Source organism: Vineibacter terrae, from assembly GCF_008039615.1.
GTDB classification, from domain to species: domain Bacteria; phylum Pseudomonadota; class Alphaproteobacteria; order Reyranellales; family Reyranellaceae; genus Vineibacter; species Vineibacter terrae.
This window is the reverse complement of the sequence record NZ_VDUZ01000024.1, coordinates 76,805-90,008: the sequence shown is the minus strand read 5'-3', so window position 1 is coordinate 90,008 and position 13,204 is coordinate 76,805. Positions and strand designations below refer to the sequence as shown.

General features: G+C 69.1%; 15 protein-coding genes. 12 read left to right on the top strand and 3 right to left on the bottom strand.

Translation table 11 applies throughout. The features are described 5' to 3' along the window. Positions 1 to 912: a LysR family transcriptional regulator gene (locus FHP25_RS20745; RefSeq protein ID WP_147848871.1), complete on the bottom strand. Its 912-nt coding sequence runs from the start codon at positions 910 to 912 to the stop codon at positions 1 to 3. A gap of 75 nt (positions 913 to 987) precedes the next feature. Here FHP25_RS20745 and FHP25_RS20740 point away from each other — a divergent pair, with 75 nt between their 5' ends. Genes FHP25_RS20740 through FHP25_RS20720 form a run of 5 tightly spaced genes read left to right on the top strand, consistent with a single transcriptional unit; the run spans position 988 to position 6,167 of the window. After that, positions 988 to 2,226: a CaiB/BaiF CoA transferase family protein gene (locus tag FHP25_RS20740; RefSeq protein WP_218578479.1), complete on the top strand. Its 1,239-nt coding sequence runs from the start codon at positions 988 to 990 to the stop codon at positions 2,224 to 2,226. 38 nt (positions 2,227 to 2,264) lie between these two features. Next, a complete protein-coding gene (locus FHP25_RS20735; protein WP_178133665.1) occupies positions 2,265 to 3,275 on the top strand; it encodes an ABC transporter substrate-binding protein in 1,011 nt (336 codons plus the stop codon). Positions 3,276 to 3,298: 23 nt separating this feature from the next. After that, the gene (locus FHP25_RS20730; protein ID WP_147848869.1) at positions 3,299 to 4,501 is read left to right on the top strand and encodes an LLM class flavin-dependent oxidoreductase; all 1,203 of its coding nucleotides are present in this window, start codon (positions 3,299 to 3,301) and stop codon (positions 4,499 to 4,501) included. A 5-nt stretch (positions 4,502 to 4,506) separates the two neighbouring features. Then, complete coding sequence (locus FHP25_RS20725) at positions 4,507 to 5,322, top strand: ABC transporter ATP-binding protein (RefSeq protein WP_147848868.1); 816 nt, start codon at positions 4,507 to 4,509, stop codon at positions 5,320 to 5,322. Next, positions 5,319 to 6,167, top strand: coding sequence for an ABC transporter permease (locus FHP25_RS20720; RefSeq protein ID WP_147848867.1), 849 nt, complete (start codon positions 5,319 to 5,321; stop codon positions 6,165 to 6,167). The genes FHP25_RS20725 and FHP25_RS20720 overlap by 4 nt, the downstream gene beginning before the upstream one ends. Positions 6,168 to 6,200: 33 nt before the next feature. Here the strand turns inward: FHP25_RS20720 and FHP25_RS20715 are convergent, their stop codons facing one another. Both FHP25_RS20715 and FHP25_RS20710 read right to left on the bottom strand, forming a co-directional pair. After that, positions 6,201 to 7,055 (bottom strand): SDR family oxidoreductase, encoded by an 855-nt coding sequence (locus tag FHP25_RS20715; protein ID WP_147848866.1) that lies wholly within the window; start codon positions 7,053 to 7,055, stop codon positions 6,201 to 6,203. A 10-nt stretch (positions 7,056 to 7,065) separates the two neighbouring features. Then, positions 7,066 to 7,845: an enoyl-CoA hydratase-related protein gene (locus FHP25_RS20710; protein ID WP_147848865.1), complete on the bottom strand. Its 780-nt coding sequence runs from the start codon at positions 7,843 to 7,845 to the stop codon at positions 7,066 to 7,068. A 186-nt stretch (positions 7,846 to 8,031) separates the two neighbouring features. Here FHP25_RS20710 and FHP25_RS20705 point away from each other — a divergent pair, with 186 nt between their 5' ends. The 7 genes from FHP25_RS20705 to FHP25_RS20675 all read left to right on the top strand — a co-directional run bounded on the left by FHP25_RS20705 (position 8,032) and on the right by FHP25_RS20675 (position 13,177). Beyond that, positions 8,032 to 9,003, top strand: coding sequence for a Bug family tripartite tricarboxylate transporter substrate binding protein (locus FHP25_RS20705; protein WP_178133664.1), 972 nt, complete (start codon positions 8,032 to 8,034; stop codon positions 9,001 to 9,003). 136 nt (positions 9,004 to 9,139) lie between these two features. Beyond that, positions 9,140 to 10,309, top strand: coding sequence for an alpha-hydroxy acid oxidase (locus FHP25_RS20700; RefSeq protein ID WP_147848863.1), 1,170 nt, complete (start codon positions 9,140 to 9,142; stop codon positions 10,307 to 10,309). 193 nt (positions 10,310 to 10,502) lie between these two features. After that, the gene (locus tag FHP25_RS20695; protein WP_147848862.1) at positions 10,503 to 10,766 is read left to right on the top strand and encodes a hypothetical protein; all 264 of its coding nucleotides are present in this window, start codon (positions 10,503 to 10,505) and stop codon (positions 10,764 to 10,766) included. 65 nt (positions 10,767 to 10,831) lie between these two features. After that, a complete protein-coding gene (locus tag FHP25_RS20690; protein WP_147848861.1) occupies positions 10,832 to 11,953 on the top strand; it encodes an ABC transporter ATP-binding protein in 1,122 nt (373 codons plus the stop codon). Between the two features lie 112 nt (positions 11,954 to 12,065). Continuing rightward, complete coding sequence (locus tag FHP25_RS20685) at positions 12,066 to 12,308, top strand: twin-arginine translocase TatA/TatE family subunit (protein ID WP_147848860.1); 243 nt, start codon at positions 12,066 to 12,068, stop codon at positions 12,306 to 12,308. A gap of 26 nt (positions 12,309 to 12,334) precedes the next feature. After that, complete coding sequence (tatB, locus tag FHP25_RS20680; protein ID WP_147848859.1) at positions 12,335 to 12,880, top strand: Sec-independent protein translocase protein TatB; 546 nt, start codon at positions 12,335 to 12,337, stop codon at positions 12,878 to 12,880. A 42-nt stretch (positions 12,881 to 12,922) separates the two neighbouring features. Then, entirely contained in the window at positions 12,923 to 13,177 is a 255-nt protein-coding gene (locus tag FHP25_RS20675; RefSeq protein WP_147848858.1) for a DUF1272 domain-containing protein, read from the top strand. The last annotated feature ends 27 nt before the right edge of the window (positions 13,178 to 13,204 follow it).

Here is a 13,204-nt window from a genome sequence, read left to right as displayed (position 1 = left end):
CTACCGCCGCCCGCGGACGGTCTGCAGCAGGGCCTCCTCGAAGGCGGCGGCGCTGCGCGTGGTGGCGCGCGACCGCCGCTTCACGATCGAGAACGGCGCCGAGGCTTCGCCCACGCTCACGGACAGGATCCGGATCGCGTCCTGGCCGGCGAAGTGGCGGGCGACCTCGTGCGGCACCATCATCAGGCAGTCCGACGTCCGCAGAATGGCGATGCACGAGTAGAACGAGGCCGAGCGGTAGATCGGCTGCGGCGGCCGCAGGCCCCGGCGCAGGAAAGCCTCGACGAAGAAGTCGTGCAGCGCGGTGTTGTGCGGCGCCTCGATCCATTGCGACGCCTGCAGCTCCGGCCACGGGATTCGCCGCCGCGCGGCCAGGCGATGGTGCCTGCCGGCGATGATGCGGAACGACTCGGCGAACAGGAATGCGGAGTCGAGGTCATGGCTGTCGGCGAAATCCGGCAGCATGCGGCCGACCACCATGTCGAGCGCGCCGTCCGAGAGCGCGGCCAGCAGCTCCGACGCGGCGCCTTCCCGGAACTCGACCTGCACGCCGGGCACGGCGTGGCGCAGCAGCGCCAGGGCCTGGGGCACCACTTCCAGCATCACCAGCGGCAGGACGCCGACCCGCAGCAGCGACCGGCCTTCGCGCGTCGAGTCGAACTCGCTCTGCACCCGCCGGAGGTCAGCCAGGATCAGGCGGGCCTGGCGGACCAGGTACACGCCCATCTCGGTCGGCACCAGGCCGCGGCGCGTGCGCTCGAAGAGCCTGCCGCCCAGGGTGCGCTCGACCTCCTGCAGCATCACCGACAGCGCCGGCTGGGACGTGTTCATGCGCCGGGCCGCCTGATGCAGCGAGCCGGTGTCGGCAAGCATCTCCACCAAGGTCAGGGCGCGCAGGCGAAGGTGATCCACCTGATAAGGCTTCTCTATCGAGATATCCAAATCCGCTATTACCAGCTTATCATCGACGCGGATAGCGTAGGATCCATGGAAACGGAGCAAATGCCGCCGCCATGCCTGTCCGACGTGCGGGTCATCGACTTGTCGCACGTCATTGCCGGGCCGGCGGCGTCGATGTACCTGGCCGCCCTGGGCGCCGAGGTGCTCAAGGTCGAGAACCCGCGGGCGCCCGACGTCATGCGGTTCGTCGAGGGCGGACCCGAGGGCGCCATGTCGAGCACGTTCGCGACGCTGAACGCTGGCAAGAAGTCGCTGGCGATCGACCTCAAGAACCCGCGGCTGCGCGACGTGCTGTTCGGCCTGCTGCGTGATGCGGACGTGCTGATCGAGAATTTCCGGCCCGGCGTCGCCGAGCGGTTGGGCATCGGATACGAGGCGGTGCGCGCGATCAATCCACGGATCATCTACCTGTCCATTTCCGGCTACGGCCAGGCCGGCGCCTGGAGCCGCTTCGGCGCCTATGACCAGGTGGTGCAGGCTTTGACCGGCATGATGATGGCCAATGGCGAGGAGGACGGCCCGCCGACCAAGGTCGGCTTTCCCGTCGTCGACATCGCCACCGGCATGCTGGGTGCGATGTCGGTGCTGGCGGCGCTGCATCGCCGCGCGGCCACCGACGCCGGCAGCCGCATCGACACCTCGCTGGCGCAAGGCGCGCTGCAGCTCATGCGGCCGATGGCGGTCCGCGTGCTGGCGACCGAGCAGGACGGCCCGCGGCCCGGCAATCGCGGCTTCAGCGGCTCGCCGGGCGCCGCCACTTTCCGCTGCGCCGGTGGTTGGCTTGCCGTCGCCGCCAATACAAGGCGCCAGTTCGGCGTGCTGTGCGATCTGCTCGGCCTGCCGGGCGTGGCTGACGATCCGGCATTGGTCCGGCAGGTGGGCGATGGCGGCGCCACCAACGTTCTGCCAGTTGACGCCGCCGAGCTGCGGCGGCGCCTCGAAGGCGCGTTCGCGCGCCATGACGCGGCAGCTCTTGAACTCCGCCTCAATGCGGCGGGCGTGCCGGCGGCGCGGGTCCGGCGCATGGGCGAGTTCCTGCACGAGGCCCGCCATGGCCTGCATGTCGATCCGGGCCTGCAGCGCCTGCAGGGGGATGCAGGCGCGTTCCTGCAGCTGGGCCCCGGCGTGGCCGGCTTGGGCGTGGCCGGCGCGACGCCGGCCCCGATGCTGGGCGCGGGCACGGCGGACATTCTGCGCCGGGCCGGGCTCAGTCCCGAGGAGATCGGCGCCTTGGCGCAGGACGGCGCCATTCGCGTGTCGGGATGATGTTGCACGATGACCCGGTGATGGGGGGAGGAGAGACGATGAAAAGAAGATGGGTGATGGGGGCCGCGATCGCGGCGGCGCTGGGCCTGGCGCCCGGCATGGCGGCGGCGCAGGCGATCAAGGCGAACGTTGCGGTCTATACGGGTGCGCTGGTGGCGGTGCCGGCCTATGTCGCCAAGGACCTGGGCCTCTACGCGAAGCATGGGCTGGACGTGACCCTGATGGACTTCCGCGCCGCGCCGGACGCCACCGCGGCGCTGTTCAGCGGCGCTGTCGACCTGATGAGCAACAGCCCCGGCAACATGATGCTGGTGAACAGCCGCGGTCGCGATCTGGTGGCGATCGTCGACAATTTCCCGGCGCCGGTCTGGAGCATCGTGGTCTCCGCCGGCATGGCCACGCCGGGCAAGGCCACGGGCTATCCCGCCCTGATCCGCGATCTGCGCGGCAAGAAGATCGGCGTGCCGGCCATCGGCTCGGACGGCCACAATTTCGCACGCCGCTTCTTCCGCGACGCCGGTCTCGACCCCGAGAAGGACGCCACCTTCCTGGCCGTCGGGCTTGGGCCGGACGCGGTAGCGGCGTTCAAGGCCGGCCAGCTCGACGCGGTCATGGCCATCGAGCCGGTGCAGACCGTGCTCGAAAGCATCGGGGGCAAGGTGCTGCTGGACCTGCAGGCCGACAAGACCATCCCAGAGTTCGCGTCGTGGACGTCGAGCGTCTATCACTCGACCAAGGCGCATGCCGACAAGAATGCCGAGATGATGCGGCGCTTCCAGGCGGCGCAGGAGGCGGCCATCGCCATGGTGCGCGATCCGGCCAACGCGGCGCAGGTTGCGGCCGTGTGGTCCAAGTACAACAAGGCGCTGACGGCCGAGCAGATGAAGGGCGTGCTGGTGCGCCTCGGCAAGGCTTTCGACGTGCGGTTCAATTGCACCGGCACCGAAAATGTCGGCAAGTTCCAGGTCGACAACGGGCTGATCAAGGCCAACCAGGTGCAGGACTGCCGGCAGCTCGCCTGGTCGGGCGCCGGCAAGTACCTGCCGTGACAGCGCCGGAAAGGATGGACCAGATGACGCTCGACAGCGCCATGAAGTTCGGGATTTTCCTGGGGCCCTTCCATCGTCTCGGCGAGAACCCGACGCTGGCGCTGGAGCGCGACCTCGAGCTGATCGAGTGGCTCGACCGGCTGGGCTACGACGAGGTCTGGATCGGCGAGCACCATTCCGCCGGCTGGGAGCTGGTCTCCTCGCCCGAGCTGATGATCGCCGCGGCCGCCGGACGCACGCGGCGCATCATGCTGGGCTCGGGCGTCACCAGCCTGCCGTATCACAACCCCCTGATGGTCGCGAACCGCTTCGTGCAGCTCGACCATATGACGCGCGGCCGCGCGATGCTGGGCTGCGGTCCCGGCGCGCTGACCTCCGACGCCTACATGCTGAACATCCCGCCGGCGGCACAGCGATCGCGCATGGAGGAGGCGCTTGATGTCATCATGCGCCTGCTGATCGGCGGCGAGCCGGTGACGGCTGCGACCGACTGGTTCGAGCTGCGCGACGCCCGTCTGCATCTGGCGCCCTACACGCGGCCGCACTTCCCCATCGCCGTGGCCAGCACCATCACGCCGTTCGGCATGATGGCGGCCGGCAAGCATGGCCTGGGCGTGCTGTCGATCGGCGCCGGATTGCCGGGTGGCCCCGAGGCCCTGGCCAGGCAATGGCAGATCGCGGAGGACACGGCCGCCCGGCACGGCAAGACCATGAGCCGCGCCAAGTGGCGCATCGTGGTCAACGTCCACGTCGCCCAGGACGACGAAGAGGCCCTGGCGCAGGTGCGGCGCGGCGAGCGCGCCGAGACGGTCGAGTATTTCGACCTCACGCTCGGCCGGCCGGCCGGGCGGTCCGATGACCCGCTGCGCGACGGCGTGAAGATGGGCACGACCCTCGTGGGCTCGCCGGAGCTCGTTGCGCGCGGCATTCGTCGGCTCTACGACGTGAGCGGGGGTGGCTTCGGCGGCGTGCTGTTCCGCGCCCACGAATGGGCCAGCCGCGAGGACACGATGCGCAGCTACGAGCTCTTCGCGCGCTACGTGATGCCGCAGTTCCAGGACTCGCTGACATCCTTGTGCGCTTCCAATGCCTGGGCGCGCGAGAACCGCAAGGCCATCTTCACGCCGAGCGTCGAGGCCGTGAAGCGCGCGTTCACCGATGTCGGCCGCGAGGTGCCGGCGGACCTTGCCGACCGGGCGCTTGGCGGCAGGGACGTGCAATCCTGATCACGATGGACGTCATCCTCTCCGAGGCGGCGCCCCGCACCGATCTGGATCTCGCGATCCGCGTCGAGCGTGTTTCGCACGCCTTCCAGACGCCGGCTGGAACGCCGGTCCTGGCGCTCGACGATGTGTCGTTCGATGTGCCGCGCGGCCAGTTCCTGGCGCTGGTCGGCGCCAGCGGCTGCGGCAAGACCACGATCCTCAACATGGCTGCCGGGCTGGTGCAGCCGGTGGCCGGCACCGTTGTCGTGAACGGCGCGCGCGTGACGCGGCCCTCGCGGCGCACCGGCTACATGTTCGCGCGCGATGGCCTGCTGCCGTGGCGGTCGGCGCGTCGCAACATCGAGGTGGGGCTGGAGCTGCGCGGCGTGCCGGTATCGGAACGGCGTGCGACCGGCAGCCGTCTGCTCGACCTCGTCGGCTTGAAGGCATTCGGCAGCTCCTACCCCTGGCAGCTCTCGCAGGGCATGCGCCAGCGCGTGGCCCTGGCGCGAACCCTGGCCATCGACCCCGACACGCTGCTGATGGATGAGCCGTTCGCGGCCCTCGACGCGCAGACCAAGCTGATGCTGCAGACCGAGTTCCTGCGCATCTGGGAGCGCGACCGCAAGACGGTGCTGTTCGTCACCCACGATCTGGCGGAAGCGGTGGCGCTCGCCGACCGCGTGATCGTGCTGACGTGCCGCCCTGGCCGCATCCAGGCCGACATCGCCATCGACCTGCCGCGGCCGCGCGATCCCGAGCGCATTCGCTTCGACCACCATTATCTCAGGCTCAGCGAGCGGGTGTGGCAGGCGCTGAAGGCGGGGGAGGCCGCGTCGTGACGATCACCGCCCGGACGGCAGACGATGGCCGCGTGCTCGATACGCTGGCGCGCAGCGAAGCCGACCGCCGTGCTCGCCGCCGCAGGCGCACTGCCTGGGTATGGGCCGCCCGCGCCATCGTGCTGGGGCTGTTCGTCGGGCTATGGCAATGGACCGTCGACATCGGCGCCATCGATCCCTTCTTCTTCTCGCAGCCCAGCGCCATCGCCGGCTTCCTCGTCGAGGAAGTCCGTGACGGCAGCATCTGGCCGCACGTCCTGGTCACCTTGCGCGAGACCCTGGTGGGATTCGCCGTCGGCGCCGGGGGCGGGGTCGCGGCCGGGATCGTGCGCATGCAATTCCCGTTCGTGGCCGATGTCAGCAATCCCTTCCTGACCATTCTGAACGTCCTGCCGCGCGTCGCGCTGGCGCCGATGTTCATCATCTGGTTCGGCGTCGGCGAAGGCTCGAAGGTGGCGCTGGCCGTCAGCCTGGTATTCTTCATCCTCATGTTGAACACCGAGGCCGGCATCCGTTCCCTCGACCGCGAGCTGGTGCTGACCATGCGTGCGCTGGGCGCGACCGACCGGCAGCTCTTCTGGAAGGTGATGCTGCCCGGCGCCGTGCCGGCGATCTTCGGCGGGCTGCGCCTGGGCGTGGTCTATGCCCTGCTGGCGGTGGTGGTGGGCGAGATGATCTCGGCCCATATGGGGCTGGGCCAGCGCATCGCCTTCCATGCCGCGAGCTTTCGCGCCGAAGGGGTGCTGGGCACGATCCTGGTGCTGGCGGTGATCGGGCTGGGGCTCAACCTCGCCGTCGTGCGGGCCGAGCAGGTGCTGCTGCGGTGGCGCGGCGACGCGCCGTAGGCGGGAGCGCCGGCTGGAAGCCGGCGCCCCCACTCATACCTTGAAGTAGTCCGGCCGTCCGGCCGTCCACTGCTCGCCCCAGAGCTGGTGGCCGCCGTCGACGGTGATGACCTCGCCGGTGACGAACTTGCCCGCGGGGCCGGCGAGGTAGCAGCAGGCGTCGCTCACGTCCTGCACGTCGCCGAAGCGCTTCATCGGGTTGGAGCGGTCGAACTCGGCGCGCGCCTCGTCGGGATAGACGTTCATGCCCTCGGTCGCGATCACGCCGGGCGCGACGCAGTTCACGCGCACGCCGAACGGCGCCCATTCCACGGCCAGCGTCTTGCTGAGGTAGATCACGCCGGCACGGGCCGCGCAGGTATGGGCCACGCCCGGCATGCCACGCCATATCACGGCGACGATGTTGACGATGCTGCCGGCGGTGCCGGCGTCGCGCCAACGCCGCGCCGCCTGCTGCATCATGTACCAGGGGCCGTTGAGATTGGTGTCGATGACGGCGTTCCAGCCCTTGACCGAGTAGTCGATGGCGGGCTGCGGGAACTGGCCGCCGGCATTGTTGATCAGCACGTCGAGCCGGCCGTGATCCTGCCACACGGTGTCGATCAGCTGCTCGACCTGCGCGGCGTCGCGGATCGTCATCGCATGCACCGAGCAGCGCGCGCCGGTCTTGCGGATGGTGGCGGCCGTCGCCTCCAGCCGCTCGATGCGCCGGCCGCAGATCGCCAGCCGCGCGCCCAGCCGCGCGAATTGAATCGCGATGGCCTTGCCGAGGCCGCTGCCGGCGCCCGAGACCAGGACCACCTGGTCCTTGAACAGGTCCGGGTTGAAATGCAGCGGCAGGTTCAGCAGCGCCTCGTCGCTGAGCCCGAACGTCACGTCCTGCGTCATGCGCGTCTCCCTACCGTGCCGGCCAGTCGGGCCGGCGCCGCTCGTTGAAGGCGCGGAAGCCTTCGCGCGCGTCCTGGGTGCGCGCCATCTGCGCCAGGAAGCTCTGCGCGAAATCGAGGCTCTGCGGCAGGGTCATGTCCTGGACGGCATGCAGCGCATGCTTGCCCAGCCGCACCGCCGTCGGCGAGTTGTGGACGAAGCGTTCGAGGAACCAGTCGAGCTTCTCGTCCAGCTCCGCCACCGGCGCGACGTGGTTGACGATGCCCAGGGCCTTCGCTTCGTCGGCGGTCCATGGCTCGCCGGTGACGCACATCTCCAGCAGCGCCCGGCGCGGCACGACGCGCAGCATGTAGGGCAGGATCATCATCGGGAAGAGGCCGATCCGGGCCTCGGGCGTGCCCAGCCGCGCCTCCTCGGCGGCCACGGCCATGTCGCAGGCGCAGACCAGGCCGAAGCCGCCGCCGAAGGCGTGGCCGTTGACGCGCGCCACGATCGGCACGTCGCAGCGCTCCATCTCCTTGAACAGCTCGACGATGGGATTGCGCGGCTGCGCCGGATCGACATCGAACGGATTGCCGTCGGCGTCCGGCTTCACGTCGCCGCCGGCGCAGAAGACGCGGTCGCCGGCGCCGGTCAGCACCACGGCGCGGATCGAGCGGTCGGCCTGCGCCAGCCTGATGCTGTCGGCGATGCCGTGCGCCACATCCTCGTTGAGCGCGTTGCGGCGCTCCTCGCGGTCGATGATGATCCACAAAGCGGCGCCGCGCCGCTCGCACTTGACGTCCGACATGGCGCCAGCTCCGCGAAAGGGTCGTCCTGCGCCATAGTAGGAACGGCCGGCCGCCAGCGGCAACCAAAATGAATGGCATTCACTTTCCGGCGGGACATGCGGCGGCGGCATGGACGGCGCGCGCCGTCATGGCTTGACCGCCACGGGAGCCGGGCGCAGACCAGATCAACGCAAAGGAGACCAACAATGATCAGGCGTAGACGGGTGATGCAGGCGGGGGTTGCGGTCGCGGCAGCGGTGTCGGGCCCGGCGTTCGGACAGCAGAGTGGCCAGCCCATTCGGCTGGTCGTGCCGTATGGCCCGGGCGGCTCGACCGATACCGCGGGGCGGCTGCTGGCCGAACGCATGTCCGCGGATCTCGGCAAGTCGGTGATCGTCGAGAACAAGCCGGGTGGCGGCACCATGGTCGGCATGCAGGCCGTCGCCAATGCCCGGCCGGACGGCACGACGCTGCTGCTCACGACCACCACGGCGGCCTTGCTGCCGGCGTTCGACGTGCCGTTGCCGGTCGATCCGCAGAAGGCGCTCACGGCCGTGGCGCAGTTCGCCGACATTCCGGTTTTCCTCGGCGTGCGCACCAGCCATCCCGCCAAGACGCTGGCGGAATTCACAGCGTGGCTGAAGGAGCAGCCGGCCACGGTGCCCTATGGAACGTCGAGCAGCGGCGGTCTGCCGCATCTTTGGGGTGAGCTGCTGAACCTGAAGCTGGGCCGCAAGCTGGAGCATATCCCCTACAAGGCAGCCGCCGAGGCGCTGCGCGACGTGGTGGCAGGCCATGTGCCGGCCTTTGTGGATGTCACGACGCCGGTCGACCAGCAGGTCCGCGCCGGCACGATGCGCGGGCTGATCGTGGGTGCACCCAAGCGCGTCGCGGCCGTTCCCGACGTGCCGACGGCGGCCGAGCTGGGCATGCCCGACCTCGAGGCCGCGGTCTATTTCGGCGTGACGGCGCCGGCCGGCACGCCGGCCGAGATCATCGCGACCTACAATGCCGCCATCAATAGTGCGCTCAAGGTCGATGCGGTGCGCGAGCGCCTGCAGTCGCTGGGCTACATCCCGACCGGAGGCCCGGCGCAGGCCTATGCCGAGCGGCTGGCCAGCGAGACGGTGCGTTGGCGCAAGGTGATCAAGGAGGCCGGCATCCAGCCGCCGGCGTGAGCTGGCGCATCGGCCGGCCCGTCATCGCGGACGCGGCGAGGAATCCCTTCGAAGATGGAGGCTCCATTCGTGGAGGATTCCCCGCTACGTTCGCGGAAGAACGGCTGGACCGATCGCCAGCGGTCAGGGGGAAACGATGGACGGCGTATACAATGTCGACGACATGCGGCGCGCGGCCAAGCGGCGACTGCCCAAGATCGCGTTCGATTTCATCGAGGGCGGCGTCGAGGACGAGGACGGCCTGATCACCAACGAGCAGGCCTTCCGCCAGCAGCGGCTCGTGCCGCGCTATCTCGTCGACATTTCTACGCGCGACCAGTCGGCTACCCTGTTTGGCCGCACCTATGCCAGTCCGTTCGGCATCGCGCCCACGGGCCTGGCCGGCCTGTTCCGTCCCGGCGCCGACCTGATGCTGGCCGAGGCGGCACGCGACGCCAACATCCCGTTCATCATGTCGGGCAGCAGCACAGCCTCGATCGAGGATCTGGGCAAGCTCGCGCCCGAGCACGGCTGGTATCAGCTCTACGCCGCGCGCGACAAGAAGATCTCCGAGGACATGATCAGGCGTGCCGATGCCGCCGGCCTGTCGACCCTCGTGCTGACCGTCGACGTGCCGGTGCATTCCAACCGCGAGCGCAATCAGCGCAACGGCTTCTCCCGGCCGCTGAAGCTCTCGCTGGCGACCCGGCTGGAAGCGCTGCGCCATCCCGGCTGGCTGGCCGGCTATCTCAAGCACGGCACGCCGATGTTCTCCAACTGGGCACCCTACGCGCCCAAAGGGGCCGACGCCGATGCGGTGGCCGCGTTCGTGGCCACCCAGACCGCAGCGCCGCTGACCTGGCAGGACGTCGAGCGGTTTCGCCGGCTGTGGCCGCGCACCTTCGTGATCAAGGGCGTCATGCACACTGACGACGCGGTCCGCGCCGCGTCGCTGGGCGTCGACGGAATCATGGTCTCCAATCACGGCGCGCGCCAGCTCGACCGGGCGCCGTCGCCGCTGGAGGTCTTCCCGGCCATCCGCGATGCTGTCGGCGACCGGATGACCCTGATGCTGGACAGCGGCGTGCGCCGCGGCGCCGACGCGCTGATCGCTCTGTGCATGGGGGTGAAGTTCGTGTTCGTGGGCCGCGCGACGCTCTACGGCGTCGCTGTCGGCGGCCGAGCCGGCGCGACAGCCGCCATCAATATTCTGCGTCGCGAAATAGATCTGACGATGGGCCAGATCGGCTGTCCGCGGCTTGATCAGCTCGGGCCGGACTTCTTGCTGCGTGAGCGCGAGGACGACTGGCGCCGCAACCGGCCCTGATCGTCAATCCCGACCTCAGGCTCTCCGCCGCCGTCTGGCGGGCGTGAAAGCGCAATGCCGTTGGTTGTGGGTTCTCACGGAAAAACGCGACGATTTCACGTCCTTGCCGTCGTTGTTTTGCCGCTGGGCTGCGCGGTGGCCGCTAGGGTTCGGATTATAGAACGTGCCCAGCAACGATGAGAGGCCGCGCATCATGTGTAAGACATTCTTTGTTGCGCCGGGCTACGAGGCCGTGAACCGGGGCGTATGGCATGGGGCCGGGCTCCTGCTGGCGGTAGAAGAGGGCGAGACTGTCGCGATCTACACCAGCGATGGCGGTCCCTCGCTCACCTGTGTCGGGACCTATCTCTACGGGCAGCTCGATGCCATGACGCCGCCGCCCGGATTGATCCGCGATCAACGCAACGACCTGCCTGAGAGCTTGTTCGAGCTCGATACGGAGTCTGCCAGCGCCTGACGCTGATTGCGCATTGCGGCAACGCTGCTCTGGAGTAGCGGCACGCTACCGGCTATGAACCGGGGATGACCGGACCCGCCGGCCTGGAGCTTACCGACATCCATCACGCCTATGACGGCACGCCCGTGGTGCGTGACTTCGCGCTCGCGGTTGCGCCGGGGGAGGTGGTGTGCCTGCTGGGGCCGTCGGGCTGCGGCAAGACCACGATTTTGCGCCTGGTCGCCGGGCTGGAGCCGCTGCAGCGCGGCCGGATCGTCATCGCCGGCCGGGTGGTGGGGACGCCAGGCCGCGACCTGCCGCCGGAGGCGCGCGGCGTCGGCTTCGTGTTCCAGGACATGGCGCTGTTTCCTCACCTCGACATCGCCGGCAATGTCGGCTTCGGCCTGCGCAAGACAGCCGCCGGCGACAAGCGTGCGCGTATCGACGCGATGCTCAGCCGCGTGCATCTGGACGGCTACGTGCACGCCTGGCCGCATCAGCTGTCAGGCGGCCAGCAGCAACGCGTCGCGCTCGCCCGTGCGCTGGCGCCGTCGCCGCGGGCGATTCTGCTCGACGAGCCGTTCTCGGGGCTGGACACGCGCCTGCGCTCGGCCGTGCGGGATGAGGCATTGCACCTGTTGAAATCCGACAAGGTGACCGCGTTGGTCGTCACGCACGACCCGGAAGAGGCGATGTTCATGGCCGATCGCATTGCCGTCATGCGCGCCGGGCGGATCGAGCAGGTGGGCGCGCCCGCCGACATCTATACGCAGCCCGCCAGCGAGTTCGTGGCCGAGTTCATGGGCGAGGTGAACCGCATCGACAGCGTCGTGCGGGACGTGGGCGTGCCGACGCCTTTCGGCCCGCTGCCGCTGAACGGCCATGCTCCCGGAACTGCAGTGCATGTGCTGATTCGGCCGGAGGCCCTGAAGGTGGCCGGCGCCGAGCAGGGGATCGTCGCTGCGGCCCCGATCGGCGCCCTGCCGGCCCGGGTCCTGGCGTCGCGCCTGCTGGGGCGCACCAGCTGGGTGCATGTCTGCCTCCAGACCGACCCGACGCATCGTCACGACAGCTTGGGTGGCGCCGAAGAGCACAGTCATTGGCATGTGCGCGTGCCGGGACAGTTCTTGCCGGCCGAGGGCACCGAATTGCGGGTTTCGCTCGATCCACGTCAGGCCTTCGTTTTCCCGGTCGCGGCACCTACATGAATCATGCGGACGCAACTCTGCGCGAGGCCGTGTTGCGGCATGGCGGGCGGTAGGCCATAAACCAGTCAAGTTTCCGGGCATAGGTCCGGCCATCACAGGCAGGAGGCGGGCAATGGGTAGCTTCAGTATTTGGCATTGGCTGATCGTGCTGGCGGTCGTGCTGCTGCTGTTCGGCGGTCGCGGCAAGATCTCCCAGCTCATGGGCGATTTCGGCAAAGGCCTGAGCGCCTTCAAGAAAGGCGTGTCGGGCGACAACCAGGAGCAGGCCGCCAGGACCACGGCGGCGGGCGATGACGCCAAGCCCATCGGCCAGGGATCGACGCACGATCCGGCCAAGGAACAGGTCAAGACCTGAATCCAGCCTGATTCGGCGCCAGTCCCATGTTCGGCATCGACACGCCCGAGCTGATGGTCATCGCCGTCGTGGCGCTGATCGTGATCGGCCCCAAGGAGCTGCCGGGTGTGCTGCGCTCGATCGGCCGCTGGCTGGCGACGGCGCGCAACATGGCCGGCGAGTTCCGCGGCCATGTCGACGACATGATGCGGCAGGCCGAGCTGGATGACCTGAAGAAGCAGGTGGAAGCGGGCGCCAAGGACGCGGTGCTCGACCTGCAGGGGCTGGACCCGACGCGCGAGATCAAGGCTGCCATCCAGGAGGGCGCCAGCGACGCCGAGAAGGAGATGGCCGCTGCCAAGGCGTCCATCGACGCCGCGACAGCGGAGACGGTGCCGCCGCCGCCGGTCGCGACGGCCGAGCTGACGGCGCCCGCCGATGCCGGGACGGTGCCGACGCATACGGATGTGGTGGCGGCAAATGAAGCCACGCCGGCCAACGAGGCCGTGCCCGAACCCGAGACGGTGCCTGCCACCCCGGCGTCCACAGACGAGGCGCCGCCGCCACCGCCACAGAAAATCGCTGTCGGCTGATTCCCTGCGCCCGGAGGGGAGCGGGGCAAGGAGGAGCCTGCCGTGCTTGAGCTGCGCCCCAACTGCGAATGTTGCGACAAGGATCTGCCCAACGGCGCTGCTGATGCGCGGATCTGCACATTTGAATGCACATTCTGTGCAGATTGTGCCGACAGCCGCCTTGGCGGAAGGTGTCCGAATTGTGGTGGTGATCTGGTTCGCCGCCCGGCCCGGCCGGCTGCCCTGCTGGCCAAGTTCCCGTCCTCGACCAAGCGCGTGAACAAGGCGCACGCAGCCTGCATACAAGCCGCGGAGTGAGCCTACCCCTTCCCGGGATGCAACCGG

What these genes read in the sequence shown, in the direction of transcription:
- FHP25_RS20695 (WP_147848862.1), top strand. Translation starts at nt 10,503, where the DNA reads ATGTGTAAGACATTCTTTGTTGCGCCGGGCTACGAGGCCGTGAACCGG.
- tatB (WP_147848859.1), top strand. Translation starts at nt 12,335, where the DNA reads ATGTTCGGCATCGACACGCCCGAGCTGATGGTCATCGCCGTCGTGGCG.
- FHP25_RS20730 (WP_147848869.1), top strand. Translation starts at nt 3,299, where the DNA reads ATGACGCTCGACAGCGCCATGAAGTTCGGGATTTTCCTGGGGCCCTTC.
- FHP25_RS20715 (WP_147848866.1), bottom strand. Translation starts at nt 7,055, where the DNA reads ATGACGCAGGACGTGACGTTCGGGCTCAGCGACGAGGCGCTGCTGAAC.
- FHP25_RS20685 (WP_147848860.1), top strand. Translation starts at nt 12,066, where the DNA reads ATGGGTAGCTTCAGTATTTGGCATTGGCTGATCGTGCTGGCGGTCGTG.
- FHP25_RS20710 (WP_147848865.1), bottom strand. Translation starts at nt 7,845, where the DNA reads ATGTCGGACGTCAAGTGCGAGCGGCGCGGCGCCGCTTTGTGGATCATC.
- FHP25_RS20735 (WP_178133665.1), top strand. Translation starts at nt 2,265, where the DNA reads ATGAAAAGAAGATGGGTGATGGGGGCCGCGATCGCGGCGGCGCTGGGC.
- FHP25_RS20690 (WP_147848861.1), top strand. Translation starts at nt 10,832, where the DNA reads ATGACCGGACCCGCCGGCCTGGAGCTTACCGACATCCATCACGCCTAT.
- FHP25_RS20740 (WP_218578479.1), top strand. Translation starts at nt 988, where the DNA reads ATGGAAACGGAGCAAATGCCGCCGCCATGCCTGTCCGACGTGCGGGTC.
- FHP25_RS20705 (WP_178133664.1), top strand. Translation starts at nt 8,032, where the DNA reads ATGATCAGGCGTAGACGGGTGATGCAGGCGGGGGTTGCGGTCGCGGCA.
- FHP25_RS20725 (WP_147848868.1), top strand. Translation starts at nt 4,507, where the DNA reads ATGGACGTCATCCTCTCCGAGGCGGCGCCCCGCACCGATCTGGATCTC.
- FHP25_RS20700 (WP_147848863.1), top strand. Translation starts at nt 9,140, where the DNA reads ATGGACGGCGTATACAATGTCGACGACATGCGGCGCGCGGCCAAGCGG.